The sequence below is a fragment of the Parendozoicomonas sp. 2304DJ65-17 genome (genome assembly GCF_058148445.1).
Genome location: NZ_JBYVJV010000011.1, coordinates 54678 through 69681 on the forward strand (window position 1 = coordinate 54678; position 15004 = coordinate 69681).

At 47.1% G+C, this 15004-nt stretch carries 13 protein-coding genes; 6 read left to right on the forward strand and 7 right to left on the reverse strand.

Annotated features, from left to right (window positions below; all coding sequences use genetic code 11):
- Positions 1 to 66 precede the first annotated feature (66 nt).
- The 4 genes from ACY2RR_RS21180 to sstT all read right to left on the reverse strand — a co-directional run bounded on the left by ACY2RR_RS21180 (position 67) and on the right by sstT (position 4354).
- Positions 67 to 1134 (reverse strand): hypothetical protein, encoded by a 1068-nt coding sequence (locus tag ACY2RR_RS21180; RefSeq protein ID WP_490110184.1) that lies wholly within the window; start codon positions 1132 to 1134, stop codon positions 67 to 69.
- The gene (locus tag ACY2RR_RS21185; protein ID WP_490110185.1) at positions 1127 to 1642 is read right to left on the reverse strand and encodes a hypothetical protein; all 516 of its coding nucleotides are present in this window, start codon (positions 1640 to 1642) and stop codon (positions 1127 to 1129) included. The genes ACY2RR_RS21180 and ACY2RR_RS21185 overlap by 8 nt, the downstream gene beginning before the upstream one ends.
- Positions 1643 to 1809: 167 nt before the next feature.
- Positions 1810 to 2913, reverse strand: coding sequence for a hypothetical protein (locus tag ACY2RR_RS21190; RefSeq protein WP_490110186.1), 1104 nt, complete (start codon positions 2911 to 2913; stop codon positions 1810 to 1812).
- 190 nt (positions 2914 to 3103) lie between these two features.
- Positions 3104 to 4354: a serine/threonine transporter SstT gene (gene sstT, locus ACY2RR_RS21195; RefSeq protein ID WP_490110187.1), complete on the reverse strand. Its 1251-nt coding sequence runs from the start codon at positions 4352 to 4354 to the stop codon at positions 3104 to 3106.
- Between the two features lie 612 nt (positions 4355 to 4966).
- Here sstT and ACY2RR_RS21200 point away from each other — a divergent pair.
- Entirely contained in the window at positions 4967 to 5452 is a 486-nt protein-coding gene (locus ACY2RR_RS21200; protein ID WP_490110188.1) for a pilin, read from the forward strand.
- 113 nt (positions 5453 to 5565) lie between these two features.
- Entirely contained in the window at positions 5566 to 7593 is a 2028-nt protein-coding gene (locus ACY2RR_RS21205; protein ID WP_490110189.1) for a hypothetical protein, read from the forward strand.
- Here the strand turns inward: ACY2RR_RS21205 and ACY2RR_RS21210 are convergent.
- Positions 7590 to 8195 carry a hypothetical protein gene (locus tag ACY2RR_RS21210; protein WP_490110190.1) on the reverse strand — a complete coding sequence of 202 codons (606 nt, stop codon included), beginning with the start codon at positions 8193 to 8195 and terminating at the stop codon, positions 7590 to 7592. The two genes, ACY2RR_RS21205 and ACY2RR_RS21210, sit on opposite strands and share 4 nt — an antisense overlap.
- A 96-nt stretch (positions 8196 to 8291) precedes the next feature.
- Positions 8292 to 10259: a BCCT family transporter gene (locus tag ACY2RR_RS21215; protein ID WP_490110191.1), complete on the reverse strand. Its 1968-nt coding sequence runs from the start codon at positions 10257 to 10259 to the stop codon at positions 8292 to 8294.
- A 158-nt stretch (positions 10260 to 10417) separates the two neighbouring features.
- Between ACY2RR_RS21215 and ACY2RR_RS21220 the strand changes: the two genes are divergently transcribed.
- The 4 genes from ACY2RR_RS21220 to ACY2RR_RS21235 all read left to right on the forward strand — a co-directional run bounded on the left by ACY2RR_RS21220 (position 10418) and on the right by ACY2RR_RS21235 (position 14103).
- Positions 10418 to 10897: a MarR family winged helix-turn-helix transcriptional regulator gene (locus ACY2RR_RS21220; protein WP_490110192.1), complete on the forward strand. Its 480-nt coding sequence runs from the start codon at positions 10418 to 10420 to the stop codon at positions 10895 to 10897.
- Between the two features lie 95 nt (positions 10898 to 10992).
- Positions 10993 to 12000, forward strand: a complete 1008-nt coding sequence (locus ACY2RR_RS21225; protein WP_490110193.1) for an ABC transporter substrate-binding protein — start codon at positions 10993 to 10995, stop codon at positions 11998 to 12000.
- Positions 12001 to 12011: 11 nt separating this feature from the next.
- Positions 12012 to 12911 carry an ABC transporter permease gene (locus ACY2RR_RS21230; RefSeq protein WP_490110194.1) on the forward strand — a complete coding sequence of 300 codons (900 nt, stop codon included), beginning with the start codon at positions 12012 to 12014 and terminating at the stop codon, positions 12909 to 12911.
- Complete coding sequence (locus tag ACY2RR_RS21235) at positions 12904 to 14103, forward strand: quaternary amine ABC transporter ATP-binding protein (RefSeq protein WP_490110195.1); 1200 nt, start codon at positions 12904 to 12906, stop codon at positions 14101 to 14103. Before ACY2RR_RS21230 ends, ACY2RR_RS21235 begins: the two co-directional genes overlap by 8 nt.
- 70 nt (positions 14104 to 14173) lie before the next feature.
- On the opposite strand, the gene ACY2RR_RS21240 is transcribed toward ACY2RR_RS21235, so the two are convergent.
- Positions 14174 to 14998, reverse strand: a complete 825-nt coding sequence (locus ACY2RR_RS21240; protein WP_490110196.1) for a formylglycine-generating enzyme family protein — start codon at positions 14996 to 14998, stop codon at positions 14174 to 14176.
- Positions 14999 to 15004: the final 6 nt, after the last annotated feature.

The following is a 15004-nucleotide window of genomic DNA, read 5'->3' on the forward strand; positions in this document are numbered from 1 at the left end:
GATGTCAGTGTTTATAACACCATTGTCCGTCAACATAACTTCCGTAGTTTGAATGACTTTAAAATTTCAGTCTTGAACTGACTCTTCTTCAGAATCATCATCTTCTACATCACCTGCATCAACATCCACATCAAGCTCAGTTCTGGCTGATGTAAATTCTTCCAAAGCATCACCAAGAACCTCTGCCATACCTTTATTTGTCAGGGGTAGAGTTTCCATCGCAGACGAATCATTTCTCCCTGGCGCAGTCTCAGGATCCAGCACATTTTGGACTGTTCCCACCTTCCTAGCACCGGCTTCAATATAATCAATCGCTGAATGAAAACGGCTAACACTTTCATCTATTGTACTTTCCAGATTCTCACTAAGTTCTTCATTAGCTTTTTTAAGCCCTGCATTAGCTTTTTTAAGATCTTCCATTTGCCGTTCAAGACGCAGAACCTTGGCCTGTAAAGCACAAACGTCCCCCCACCCCATGGAATCAGTGGTTTCTCCTTTTCTTTTTTTACCCTTTTTCTCCAGTGACTTAGTGGCTTGCTCAGCAAGCGTTTGCCAGCAAAAGCTGCTTAAAGGTTCATGCTTGCCAGCAGGAAGCTGATCATACACATTGGCCACCTCCCAATGCTGCCAGAGACATAAAATCTGCAGGACCCGGTCAGAAGGGTCTTCTTTCTGTCTTTGGCAGATATTAACAAGCCATCGTGCCAATTTAGGAAACGTATTTCTTAACATATCCCTGGCCACCAGAGCTCCACCTTCCCTAAAGAAGATATTGCGGTATTCCCTGACAAAATTCATTGCAAAGGCAGAGGCAAGCTTCCAGTCTGCATCACTTATTCCAGCGGCATAAACATCATTTTCATCTGTCGTATCGAGCAAAGACTCTGGAATATCTAATTTCTTTCCCATTTCCAGAATTTCGTTAACTGTGGGGACATCCCCCTTGGCAAACAAGGTAGATACTTTCCCTGGCTTCTTCTTTTCAGGGGGGATACCAAACGCTTTTTTGGCCTCTTTATCCAGTGGCTTCTTCCTCTTTCGAGAGCATGAGGCTTCACTTACAGACACTGACGAGGAGTCAACTTCTGAGGGAGAAGGAGGAACAGGGTCGGGCAATTCTTGAAGCTCAGGCAATGCCTCCAGATCTCCAGTTCAAAGCCCCTTCAGGCATAATTCCAGTTGGTTTGTCACACAGATAATGAGCTGCCATCAAGTCAAGAGCACTGCCCAGATGAGGCCCTATGACAAAATTTTTGGAGTGCTTACTGTACACTTGAAGTTTGTGGTAAAGGTCAGGATTTATTGCATTGAGAACAGCGGAATCATAGCCTGGATCGGTATTTTTTAGCTTAGAGCCATAACTCTTAAGAAAGGCCTCAAAAGCTATTATTACTTCACCATGAGCCTTTTCTGTTGAAGGGAAAAACCTGACCAACTCATCCGTATTATAAGTGTGCATGCCGAATAGATCTTTCAGCTCTTTTTCACACTGTTTGAATGTTGGCCGCGGCATATGTTTTTTAGCCTTTGGCAAAGCTGTTACACCACCAGAACTGGACAGAGCTGAGTTCCCGGATGAATCCAAAGTATCGGATTTCACTGGCACTGGTTGTCTTTGATGTTGGCTAATTTGCATCTGCATTTTCTTATCCCTTAATCCCTCTTCTATAAGGGACATAGACAAGGAAAAAGCATTTTCTGTGTAACAAGCCTGCAAAGCCCACTAACCAAAAGAAAATCTAAACAATGAGGGCCAAATAATCAGGCTGATAAATCAACAACACCTGCTTAAAAATTTCTTATCAAAAATCAATTCCGCCTAAAAGGGATATAGTCATAATGGCTAGGCATGTTTTTATAGCCATAAACTGACATCATTCCCATAATAGAGTTAGCAATAAAAGCGGCTCCCCAGCCGTATTTTTTATGTAAAGGAGCACTCATACCGTAGTAAGTGGTAATCTGCCCAAGACCTTCAAACATACTGTAGAGGTAATTGCCATCATGACGGTGCGACTGTAAGGGGATATGAAGGCATATCCTCACCAGTGTATTGTATAAATCAATACCAGTGCGGACTCTGCGATAAAGCACAGGAAACCTTACCTTACTTAAGGCCTGTCCATTTTCAGAAAACATGGCAAGAGCTATGTTTTCGCTCGCATATTTGATTAAAAATTCAAATACAAAAGGAAATACAACGCCATACGCAAACATATCTTTACGAAACAATGCTCCGTATATTCCACCATAAAGCCGCCTTGGTGAGTCAATGTATGTGCTACTAACAATCCACGCAGTCTCCTGATTAATAAAGAAATCCCTGAAAGCTAATTGCCCAAAAAAGCCAAATGCACTGTAAACACTACCAGCAATCAATCCCGCCCCCACAGCATTTACAAATGCAGAGGACGTTTTAGGTGGTTCAGTTGCGAGCCAGTTAACCGACATTTGCACTAACTGATCCCCACCAGCTGTATCTAGAAATTTAATGAGTTCAGGAATATTGAGGTTGTTATACGGATAAATGGGAACAGGTTGTGCACCAGGCGTAAAACTCAGTCTAGAAGGCTCCAGCAACCACAGTGGCTCCTGATCCTGATAAAGCATCAGAACCTTTCCCTTTGCCCTCTCTTCCGAAAATTGCCCTCCTAGATAGAAGGATCCAAGCTCTTCGGCTGACAGCGAGCATTCATCACTCTCACAAACTTTTTCTGGCTCGCAAGTTCTGAACAGTTTCACATACCCTCTCTCTTCAACTCTTGCGAATTTTGCACAGTTATCATCGTTAAAATGGAGATAGTGAAAAATCGCTTTCGCATTTAGATACTCAGTCTGAGTATCAGCCCAGCTTGGGGCTACAACTGTCAGAAAGGCTAAAAGAGGTACTCGAGTCAGGACACTTCTAATCAAGATAGAGTAGTTACCTTTGCAGAGGTTTGAATATCAGGAGCATCAACTTAGCGTCTCTTCGACATTTAGCCGTATCTATCTGAATAGAAAACGTAACATCAGGTAGCAGATGAATCTGGATAAAACAGAAATAAAAAAGCGGCCCTGATTTCTCAGGGCCGCTTTTCAAAAGAAAGTAACGCGTAGTTTATCAGGCAGCTTGTTGCTGGGACTGAACAATATGCTCGCCTTTCTTCTCTGCAGCAATACAGGCCGCTGCAGTCAGGATAACATCGGTAGAGCTGTTCAGGCCGGTTTCAGCGGAATCCTGAATAACGCCGATGATGAAGCCTACACCAACAACCTGCATGGCAACGTCGTTAGAGATACCGAACAGGGAGCAGGCCAGAGGAATCAGCAGCAGGGAACCACCAGCAACACCGGATGCACCGCAGGCAGATACAGCTGCTACAACGCTCAGCAATACGGCAGTGGCGATATCAACCTGAATACCCAGAGTATGTACAGCAGCCAGAGCCATAACAGTGATGGTGATTGCAGCACCGCCCATGTTGATGGTTGCACCCAGAGGGATAGATACGGAGTAAGTATCCTCGTGCAGTTTCAGGTCTTCACACAGCTTCATGTTCACTGGGATGTTGGCAGCAGAGCTACGGGTAAAGAAGGCAGTGATGCCACTTTCACGCAGGCAGCGCAGAACCAGAGGGTAAGGGTTCATGCCAGTTTTCACGAATACGATGATTGGGTTAACAATCAGGGCAATAATGAACATGGAGCCCAGCAAAACACCCAGCAGGCGAGCGTAGCTGGCCAGGGCACCAAAACCGGTAGAAGCGATGGTGTTAGCAACCAGACCGAAGATACCGAAAGGTGCCAGCTGGATCACAAAACGAACGATCTTGGCAATGCCATCAGACATATCGTGAACAGTACGCTTGGTTGCATCAGCAGCATGTCGCAGAGCGATACCCAGGCCAACAGCCCATGCCAGAATGCCAATGAAGTTACCATCCAGCAGAGCCTGCACAGGGTTCTGCACGATCTTGAACAGCAGGGTGTGCATAACTTCACCAATACCACCAGGAGGCGTGGTGCTGGTGCTGGTTGTTACCAGAGTCAGTTCAGTTGGGAACATGAAGCTCATAACCACTGCAGTCAGAGCAGCAGCAAAAGTACTGATCAGGTACAGCGCGATGATAGGACGCATGTTTGTGTTGGAGTCTTTCTTCTGGTTGGCAATAGCTGACGTTACCAGAACAAATACAAGGATTGGCGCAACGGCTTTCAAAGCACCTACGAACAGGCTGCCGAACAGCCCCATCATCTTAGCGGTATCCGGCGCGATGGCGGCCAGTGCTCCACCGGCAACAATACCGATAAAGATTCGCAAGATCAGACTGCTACTTGTGTAGCGATTCATCAGAGAGGTGGTCTGACTCATGGTGTCCCCTGGTCAAGAGATTTCCGGTTCAATATCTAACCGCAACCTTCCTGGCTGCAGTCTTATCCCACTCATGTTCCACTATTCTTTTCAGGCTCTGATGCAGAAGCGTAATACTTTAATTTTTAAGGCTTTTCAGCCTTGGCTCTGCACCAGTTGGCGGGGATTATGTGTGGCTCTTGCAGTAGGAACCATGATCGAAGTCAAACAGAGATAACAAAAAACGAACAGTGAATACCAATAACAACAGAGCTTTCTCCTCTTAAAGCAAGGTCAACCAGAAAAACTTAATGCTAATTCGCTATTCTTATAGTGGTACTCTGGTTCTCAGGGGTTACTAAAGTGTTTCTTTTTGATTAAAGAAAACTTACACACACTGTAAAAAAACTGACGTTCATCAAAAACTCTGACCTTCCCCAAACAAACATCTGTTATTACTTACAGGTTTGAGACTGACCACGACCACATGCCTTCTAGCACTCGGTGTTATACCTCTCCCCTTAAAAATCTCCCTTAAATCAGTTATCTGCCTCCATTCAAACGCCTGTTTAACACGGATATCCACTTTATATCATCTGCTAGTCTTTTTCGGAAAGGTTTCTAAATCTGCGAATGGATGCGTCAGTTATGAAAGAAAACATTAACCAAAGAAATCAAGGCTTTACGCTTATAGAGCTTATGATCGTCGTCGCCATTATCGGCATTCTGGCCGCCGTGGCGATTCCCGCTTACCAGGATTACACCAAGCGCTCTCATGTAGCCGAAGGTTTAAATCTGGTCGCTGGCGTTAAGGCCTCTATGGTTGAGTTCTACTCCACCAATAACAGTTGGCCTGCAGACAATGCGGCCGCTGGCCTGCCTGCCACAATCTCTGGAAATGCGGTCAAAAGTGTTGTGGTTGATAGTGGTGCCTCCTGCACTCTTGGCAGTGGCCCCTGTGGAATCATTCGTGTGACATATGACGCGAAAGTACAGGATGATGCTCAGCTGGTGTTCCTCTCCAACGACAGTGGCAATGGCATCCAGTGGGAATGCCGCTCCTCTACCAATGCTGGCAGCGAACTGCCTTCCAAGTACCTGCCTGCAAACTGCCGATAAACTAATCTCCCTGCGCTGACTGACAGTTTTACTGACAACACAGTTCAGCGCAGGAATTTCCCTTCTTTCTGCGAGTCCCTGCTTAACAAGCAATTTTAATGGGGCTTCTTATTATGGATTCTGCAACACGGTTAACTCATCGGAGCTCTTCTGTATCTCCCGGAAGCAGCCCTAAACACTCGCCGACTCCCAGCCCCGTACATAAACTGTCGCGGTCTACAGGGACGATTAATCCGAGTGACTTAAAGCTGGAGCGCCCCCACCTGCATAGCCCCGAACGCAGACCCAACGAGCCTATCGTGACTTACTCTGCGACGGAGGCACCGCCCGTTAAAATTCTGGGCACACAGGCTACAGATACTGATAATGCCCCAACCAGAGCAAACGCATTTATTACCAGCCAAAAAGAAGAGGTCAGAAACCTCTTTAAGAAACATGGAATTAATGCCGCTCGCCTGGCTCCTTTATGTAAAAGCCTTGGGCCAGATTGTTCGAATGAAGATATATGGAATGCCCTTAAACAAATTGTCGGGGAAGCCATCACCATCCCAAATGATGAAGACCTGAAACACAGTTCTGTTCAGAGAGCATTATTGGGAGCTTGCGCACTGTTTGGCAGTGGTTCCAATCGCTGGTTCGGCAACGAAGGGCTGGCAAACCTTTTACCGGTTCCCCCCCAGAGTAAAAGCAAACTGGCCTATGCAATTACTTCCGCAGCCTATGGCTCAGACGGTTTGCAGGGGGCTTATGGCTCCCAAAGAATCGGGTTGGATGGCTTGTCGAAAGATTCCGGTTCATGGTGTGCCGGCATCATGGCCTTTGCTTCTGTCGCCACTATTGCCGGTATGGCTTACAGGGGTGTTTCAGCCATGATCCCTGGAGTTGGCGGCATTTTTGCCGGCGGCCTTATTGCCGGGCTCAAGCTGGTAGGCAGTTTCCCGTTTTATTACATTCTCGCCAATCGTTTCTCCTATAGCATGATGGGCAAGGATGCTGAAAAAGAAAAAATGGTTGAAGACACTGCCTGGTTGACCGCTCACCTTCTTGAAAAACTGGGGCCAGATATTGATCTCTCAAATTCAGAGGAAGCAGTTCGTAAACGAGCCAAATGTTATGCCTCAGCCTTGGATCTTCTGCCCCGCAAAGTAGGCTGCTGCGAAGCTGTTCTTTACCACGGTTGCTTGAAAGCACCGGGTAAAAAAGCACGCAATATCGTGAAAAAGCTGCGTTCTGTGAAAGATTCAAAGCCAGCTCCTGAAATGTCTGTTCAGGGATTGGCCACCCGTGCAAAAAACCACCGCTCAAAATGGGGTAAACCCTGGCTCATTATGTCGCTCCTTGGGCTGGCGACCTGGACAGCATTCTCCAGCTGGGGAGAAGCCGCCAGTGTTATCAATCCATTAGTGAAATACAGTACCGGGTTGAGTTGTTTTAGCGGCTTTGATTTCTATATGGGCTGGCAGGCCATTTTTAATATCTTCATGCTTGGCAGAAGCCTTGGGCAGGCCACACTATTAAAAGACAATCTCTGTGCTTTTGGTGAAAGCGCAGCCTCTCTCTGGAAAGGCCTGAAGAAAGTGAAAGGGGCGTTACAGAATCGTAACTCACAATTCTTCAAAGAACTTTGCAGCTGCCCAATCTTTAAAGGCGCTCTGGCAACTTTTGGCGAAGGTGTTTTCATGCTGGCCGGTTTAGTCACCAGCCTCTGCTATACACTGAGTTTTGCCGGAGCCGTATTCTCCGATACCAAGAGCGATCTGTGCTGGCACAATAATAATGTTATGGCTGGCGTTTTCGCATTCCTGGGAGCATTCCCCATGCTTCTGGTCACGCTACGCATGGGCAATGAGCTGAAAGATATCGTGACGGCCATCTGCAGCGCCGCTAAGAAAACATTTTTCAGGCTATACAACTGTCGCGAAGTGCAACCGGAAGAAATGAAAACAAAGTGGTACCTGGCGGCTGCCAAGCCTCCAAAATCCACGAAAGATAAAGAGAGTGAAAGTAAAGAGGATGAAGATAAGGAAGAGTCCACGCCGTTTTTACCAAAAGACACACCTTATCAGGCTGCTGTTAAACGCATGGCAGAAGTGAGGCTTTCACCGACTTCATCACCTCTCAGAACGGTTATGGCGACCTAGTCCCCTTTATACGGACCACCAAATGTCACTAGGCCGTTATCAGCCATAGATAGCTTTGGGTCCCTTTGAATCCCCTGTGCAATAAAAGCGGCAAGAGCTTGCCTGGATTTCTTATTTTCCCTTCGTTGAAACAACCACTGATGAATATCACTGAACTTCGCTTGCCCATTGGTGCCAATGGTCTGTATCGCTTTTCGTACATTGTTACAGTGATGAGTTCTGTGTTTTCCTCTTTGCGGCCCAAGTAACGGTTTTGATGAACAAGGTTGTCCGGAAGACAACATTAAATCTGCGCCTGTCAATAAAGGAGCATTCTTCTCGTCATGATAAATCAGATCATTCACCTCTTCGTAGGGAACAGGTTTAGGGAGGAGAAGTCTGCGAAATCCGGGTTGTTTTCTAACCTGTCGAACTCTTCCATAATCTTTGTCAGGCTCCAACGATGTCTCGACCTGTTTTGCGGCGGCAATGAGTTGCTTGGCTAACGTCCGCACACCAGTTCCTCTGAGAATCAGCGGAAAACTGGCCATATCTCTGTCTTCAGCTTCCGTTGATGATTGTCCGTATGCCTGACCGGCAATTGAAACCGCTGGTAAATCCATAAATATAAAGCTCGGAAACTTTCACTCTAAGATGGCTTAGAGTGAACAGTTACCAACTGGTTTTATTGTAAAACTGACGGAGTAGTTAGGGGGTGTTCAATCGCGAACTGTATGGAGGAAGTGCATGTGCTTTTCATACTGGTCGATGATGTCACCAATCACCTGTTCCCGGGTCCACCCCATTATGTCGTAATTCTGCCCACCCTCGAGAAGAAAGACCTCGGCCCGGTAATACTTACTCTCATCTTCCTCTTCATCATCAACTACAAAGCTGGGCTGCATATAAGCCCTGGGTTTAACCCGGTAGAGGAAATCCTGCTCATCACCATGGGACACCACAAGAGCGGGAATCCCCCTGAGTTTGGTATCAATCGAGGCTTCAACACCTTGCGTTTTCAACTCTTGTGAAACCGCCTGCATAGCCGAGAGCACGGTTTTACTCATAAAGCGGGCAACGCTTTTTTGCTCAGGGTAATTTATAAGATTATGCAGACGACTTTGCCATGGAATATGGCTGGAACCAGAACTGGGAGCCAACGTAGTTTGGGAAAGACTTTCTCTCTTAGCCGCATCAATCGCCAGTGCTTTCAACAGACCATACCCGGAAATCAGCAGCACGATAGAGAATGGCAATGCAGTCGCAATGGTGGCACTTTGTAAGGATTTCAGCCCCCCGGCCAGCATCAGAACCAAAGCGACCAGCCCGATTAAGCAGGACCAGAAAATTCGCTGCCAGACAGGTGTTCTGCCTGTTCCTTTGGAGGCCAGCAGATCTATCACCATGGCGCTGGAGTCTGATGATGTGACGAAAAAGATCACCACCATAATTGTGGCGACACCAGAGAGCACGTTGGTGAATGGGAAATATTCCAGAAACTTGAACAAGGCCAGTGATACGTCCGTCTGAACAATCTGGCCCAACTCCTGAGCCTCATGATGCATAATCAAATCTATGGATGTATTGCCAAATACAGTCATCCACAGAAAGGTCAGTGCTGAAGGAACAAACAGAACACCACAGATAAATTCCCGAATCGTTCTTCCCCGAGAGATACGGGCTATAAACATTCCCACAAAGGGCGACCAGGACAACCACCAGGCCCAGTAAAATAACGTCCAACCACCCAGCCAGTCGGTAGGTTCATAGGCATAAAGGTTGAAAGTTTTATCTACCAGTTCGGACAGATAGCCACCAAAGTTCTGCACAAACATCTGCAGTAACAGCGTTGTTGGACCGAGAGATATCACCATCAACAACAACAGGCAGGCCAGCAACAAATTCAATTCAGATAAGCGACGAATACCTTTATCCAATCCAGAAGCCACAGACAAAGTTGCCAGCGCGGTAATAAAGATAATTAACCCCACCTGAATTTCCGTAGTGACAGAAACGGCAAACAGATAGTTCAGGCCAGAGTTGACTTGTAGAACACCATAACCAAGAGCCGTGGCCACTCCAAAGATGGTGCCCACAATAGCGAAAATATCGATGATATGGCCGATGGTTCCGTAAATCCGCTCGCCAATTAACGGGTAAAGAGCGGATCTCAAAGTCAGCGGCAAATTATGGCGGTAACCAAAAAAGGCCAGGATCAGAGCCACAATCGCGTAAATCGCCCAAGCATGAAAGCCCCAGTGAAAGAAGGTAATGCCCAGAGCTTCTCTGGCGGCATCAATTGTTCCCGGATCACCTTTTGGCGGAGAGAGGAAATGCATCACCGGTTCCCCTACCCCAAAGAACATCAGCCCAATACCCATGCCTGCGGAAAACAGCATGGCAAACCAGGAGGAGAAACTGAAATCTGGCTCTGAATGGTCAGGACCCAGCTTAATATCGCCATATCGACTAAGCCCAACGTAGATAACACCAATCAAAATCACTGCGACAGCTGTCACATAAAACCAGCTGGCATTAGCCATAATGCTGTTCTGGACAGCTGTAAATACGGTTTCTGACTGGGACGGGAAAAGAGCGGCATAGCCGACAAGGAAGAAAACAAGAGCTGCGGCCCCGAAAAAAACGGGTTTGTTAATATTATGGGCCGGCCTTTTACGTGAAACCATAAAAAGGACCTTCTCCAGATTTGGGTAACAAACTCTTGGACAATACAGCGCCAGTAAGGTTAGACATCTAATTGTTAGTATTCAAACCATGTTTGTTTTTGCCTAACTTTTGTGGCAAACAGATACTCTGAATTAAGAACTTCACAAGTAAAACAATTATGTCCGAATCCCCTTACTGGAATGATGTACTGGTTTCCCTTCGCCAGATCATGCGCGCTACTGACCTGCACTCCAAAAGAATGATTAAAGTCTGCGGTCTCACAATTCCTCAGGTAATGGTTTTGCGGGCAATAAAACAGTTAGGAGATGTGACAGTAAAGCGTGTTTCACAGGATGTATCCCTGAGCCAGGCGACCGTCACAACTATCCTGAACCGCCTTGAGGAGCGGGGTTTGATTGAACGGGTACGCAGTGCAAAAGACAAACGCATAGTCAACGCTAGGTTGACAGAGAACGGCAGAGAAGTTCTTAGCAACACCCCCCCTCTGCTCCATGAAAAATTTATAGAGCGATTTGAAGCACTGGAAGATTGGGAAAAAACCCAGCTGCTTTCTGCCCTGCAGCGCATTGCCAATATGATGGATGCCGAGAGTCTGGATGTTGCTCCGGTACTGGATGTCGCGGCTATTAGCCCATAAGCATTCAGGGATTAGTTTGAACTCTTATCATTTGACCTGTAACCTTTTGCAGCAATGCAATAGAAGAATAATTAAAATTCGAGCAGGCAATTCAAATGATAAGAGCCATCAAAGCTGTTGGCGCAGCGTCTCTCCTTGCGATTTCAAGTACTTCATGGGCTGAAAACAGCTGCGGAAAAATCACTGTGGCTGATATGAACTGGAACTCCGCTTCCCTATTGGCTCATGTTGATCAGTTTATCCTGAGTGAAGGTTATGGCTGTGATATCGAGCTGGTTCCCGGAGACACCATGGCGACAGGTGCATCCATGGTGGAGAAGGGTGAGCCAGATATTGCGCCAGAGTTCTGGAGCAACACCATGAAAGAAGCACTCGATAAGGGTGTTGCTGAGAAACGCTTACGCTATGCAGGCAAAGCGTTCTCAGATGGTGGGGATGAAGGCTTCTGGGTTCCAAAGTATCTGGTAGAAAAAGACCCTTCTCTGGCAACCATTGAAGGCGTTATAAAAAATGCCCCTATGTTCAAACATCCGGAAAACCCCGACCTCAGCGCATTCTACAACTGCCCGGCTGGCTGGAATTGCCAGATTTCAGCAGGAAACCTGTTCAATGCCCTGAAACTGGATGAAAAAGGTTTTGAGGTTATTGATCCCGGTTCAGGTGCAGGGTTGTTCGGCTCTATTGCTAAAGCTTATGAACGTCAGGAACCCTGGTTTGGTTACTACTGGGCGCCCAGTGCCATTCTCGGCAAATACGACATGGTAAAAATCGACTTTGGTTCTGGCATTAACAAAGAAGAGTTTCTGAATTGCACGACCAAGGAAGACTGCCTGGAACCTAAAGTGACCATGTATCCTCCTTCACCGGTTCACTCTGTCACTACGGAACGCTTTGCGACAAAAGCTCCCCTTGCTTACAGCTACATCAGCAAGCGTTCATTCAATAATGCCGAAATGAACACCATGCTGGCCTGGATGGAAGAAAATCAGGCCGATGGTCCAATGGCCGCAGAATACTTCCTGAACAACTATCCTCAGCTCTGGAAAGCTTGGCTACCAGGTGACGTGGCTGACAAAGTTAATAAAGCTCTGGCAGAGCTTTAAGCGGGGGATTTATGGCCGAGAAGTCCTGGCTGCAAGATTTTCCTCAGATGGATCGTGCTGACCTTATCACGATCCGTAAAACTCTGGACGGCGCTTATCGTGATTTTTCCCGTGAGTTCGGGGATACCATTGAAGCGTTCTTTGATCCGCTGCTGAGTTTTCTGGTGTGGTTTGAACAGTTACTGCTGCAATCCCCTTGGTGGCTGGTGCTGGGAGTAATAACCTCTCTGGTCTGGCTGGCCAGCCGTTCCTGGAAACTCACTGTTGGTATTACTCTAGCAATGGTTGTTATCGGCTACTTCGGTATGTGGGATAACACCATGCGCACTCTCAGTATGATTACCGTTTGCACCGTGATGGCTATTGTTCTGGGCATCCCCATTGGTATTTTTATGGCTCGGTCCGACAGGGTGCAAAGCACATTCACGCCGATACTGGATGTTATGCAGACCATGCCTGCGTTTGTGTACCTGATTCCTGTGGTAATGCTTCTGGGGATCGGCAAGGTGCCCGGATTGCTTGCGGTTATTATTTACGCGATTCCACCGGTTATTCGCCTGACCAACCTTGGTATTCGGCTGGTAGATAAAGAAGTTCTGGAAGCGGCATCTGCCTATGGTGCCAGCTCAACCCAGCGACTGTTCGGTGTACAGCTGCCATTGGCTATGCCGACGATTATGGCTGGCATCAACCAAACCATTATGATGGCGCTGGCAATGGTTGTGATTGCATCAATGATTGGTGTGAAGGGTTTAGGGCAGCCAGTTCTGAAATCCATTACCAATCAATACTTCACACTGGGGCTGCTTAACGGCTTAGCCATTGTTGCGCTGGCTATTATGTTTGACCGGGTATCGCAAGCCTGGGCCAAGCGTTCCCAGAAACATCTGGGAGGTACCGGTCATGTCTGATGCTCAGGAACTGATAAAAATCCAAAACCTTTACAAGGTTTTTGGCCGTAAACCCAATGCACTGATGGACAAAGTACGTGCTGGTATCAGCAAAGATGAACTGCTGACCCAGCATGATCACACCCTCGGGTTGAAAGATATCAACCTGACCATTAATAAGGGTGAAATTTTTGTCATTATGGGACTGTCCGGTTCCGGAAAATCCACCCTGATTCGCCACTTCAATCGTCTGATTGATCCAACAGAAGGCCAGATTGTGGTCGATGGTGTGGATGTAATGAGCCTTGGCAAAAAAGAACTGGAACAGTTTCGACGACACAAGATGTCTATGGTGTTCCAGCGCTTTGGCTTGATGCCTCATCGCACAGTGATTGACAATGTCGCCTATGGTTTATCTGTTCAGGGTGTACCAAAGAAAGAACGCAAGCAGAAAGCTACAGACTGGCTGGAAACTGTTGGTTTGAAAGGTTATGAAGAACAATACCCTTCCCAGCTCTCTGGCGGTCAGCAACAACGTGTTGGTTTGGCACGTGCTCTTTGTACTGATGCAGAAATTCTGCTGATGGATGAAGCTTTCTCTGCTCTCGACCCATTGATTCGCAGTGAAATGCAAGATCAATTGATTGAGCTGCAGGCCGGGCTGCACAAAACTATTGTCTTTATCACCCATGATCTGGACGAAGCTCTGCGACTGGGAGATCGGATTGCCATTCTCAAAGATGGTGAACTGGTACAGGTTGGCAAGCCGGAAGAAATCCTGCTCCATCCTGCTACAGAATATGTAGAAGCCTTTGTAAAAGATGTGAATCGCGCCAGAGCGCTGACTGTTGAGACAGTTATGCAGCCTCCTCTGAATCGCATTACCGCCGCGACTATCCGCGAAGCTTTGGAGCAAATGAAAAAGCTTCCGGAAAGTTACGGTTACTATGTGAACGAGGATGGCTACCAAGGCGTTGTTCTGCAGGAAACTCTGGAGCAGGCCTACGAAGAAGATGCCGACGCCAGAATGTGCGTAAAGGTTGTTGAGCATTTGGCGGCAGTTCCCTGCGATGCGGTTCTGGAAACCGTTATTCCAGATACGCTGGAAACAGAGTATCACCTGCCAGTGGTTGATGAAGATGGCGGGTTGCATGGTGAGCTTTCAAGATCAGCGGTTGTAGAAGTTCTTGGAACGCCACACAGAGCGGCCTGAAGTACACCGAAACAAAGTCTCAACCGTTATACGACTCAACCGCTTTAGCGGTCGAGTCGTTTACATCAATTTACCCATCGACTGCACAACGGAAGCCTACAATATATCCCTGCCCTTCCGGTGCATAAGGTGACCGTACAGATACATCCATACCTTCCGCTTCTTTCATCATCCAACTTGCACCACGAAGTGATTTATAACCGGTTTTAGACTTTGCACCTTTTGGATCTCGTAAATCATTGTTTTTGTACTCATCGGGAGCATACCAACTGCTGGTCCACTCCCAGACATTACCGACCATATCCATAACGCCGTAAGGTGAAGCACCTTTGGGCTTACTGTCGACAGTATTTGTTGTGCCCGCCCCACACCCAGGCTCCATTTTTCCTGGAGTAGTTTTCTGACTCATAGTGGCCTGTTCACAGGTCGGTGCTGTATTACCCCAGGGATAGGAGCGGCCATCTGTTCCTCTGGCAGCTTTCTCCCATTCCGCCTCAGTTGGCAAACGCTTACCACCATCCCACTTACAGAAAGTCTCAGCCTGTTTATAAGTCACACAGTTCACCGGATGTTCGTTATTCCAGGGCATACCAGCATTACACCCACCACCGTAATAGAGTTCTGTACAGGTGCCGTTTTGCAAACATTCGTTATAGCGTCGAAAAGTTACAGGGTATTTATTAATCCGGAATGCACTGACATAGACTTTGGCTACCGGCAAAGTGTCTGGCATACATTCGTAATCTTTATTCTTGCGAGTACAGCCCCGGGTAAATTCACCACCAGGTATGGTCACCATTTCTTTATCATCAAAAGCGAAACTTGGACTGGCCATACAACCAAGTAATGCGGCACCCAAAACGCCACTTAGCAGCATTTGCATAGAATCTTTCATGATTTT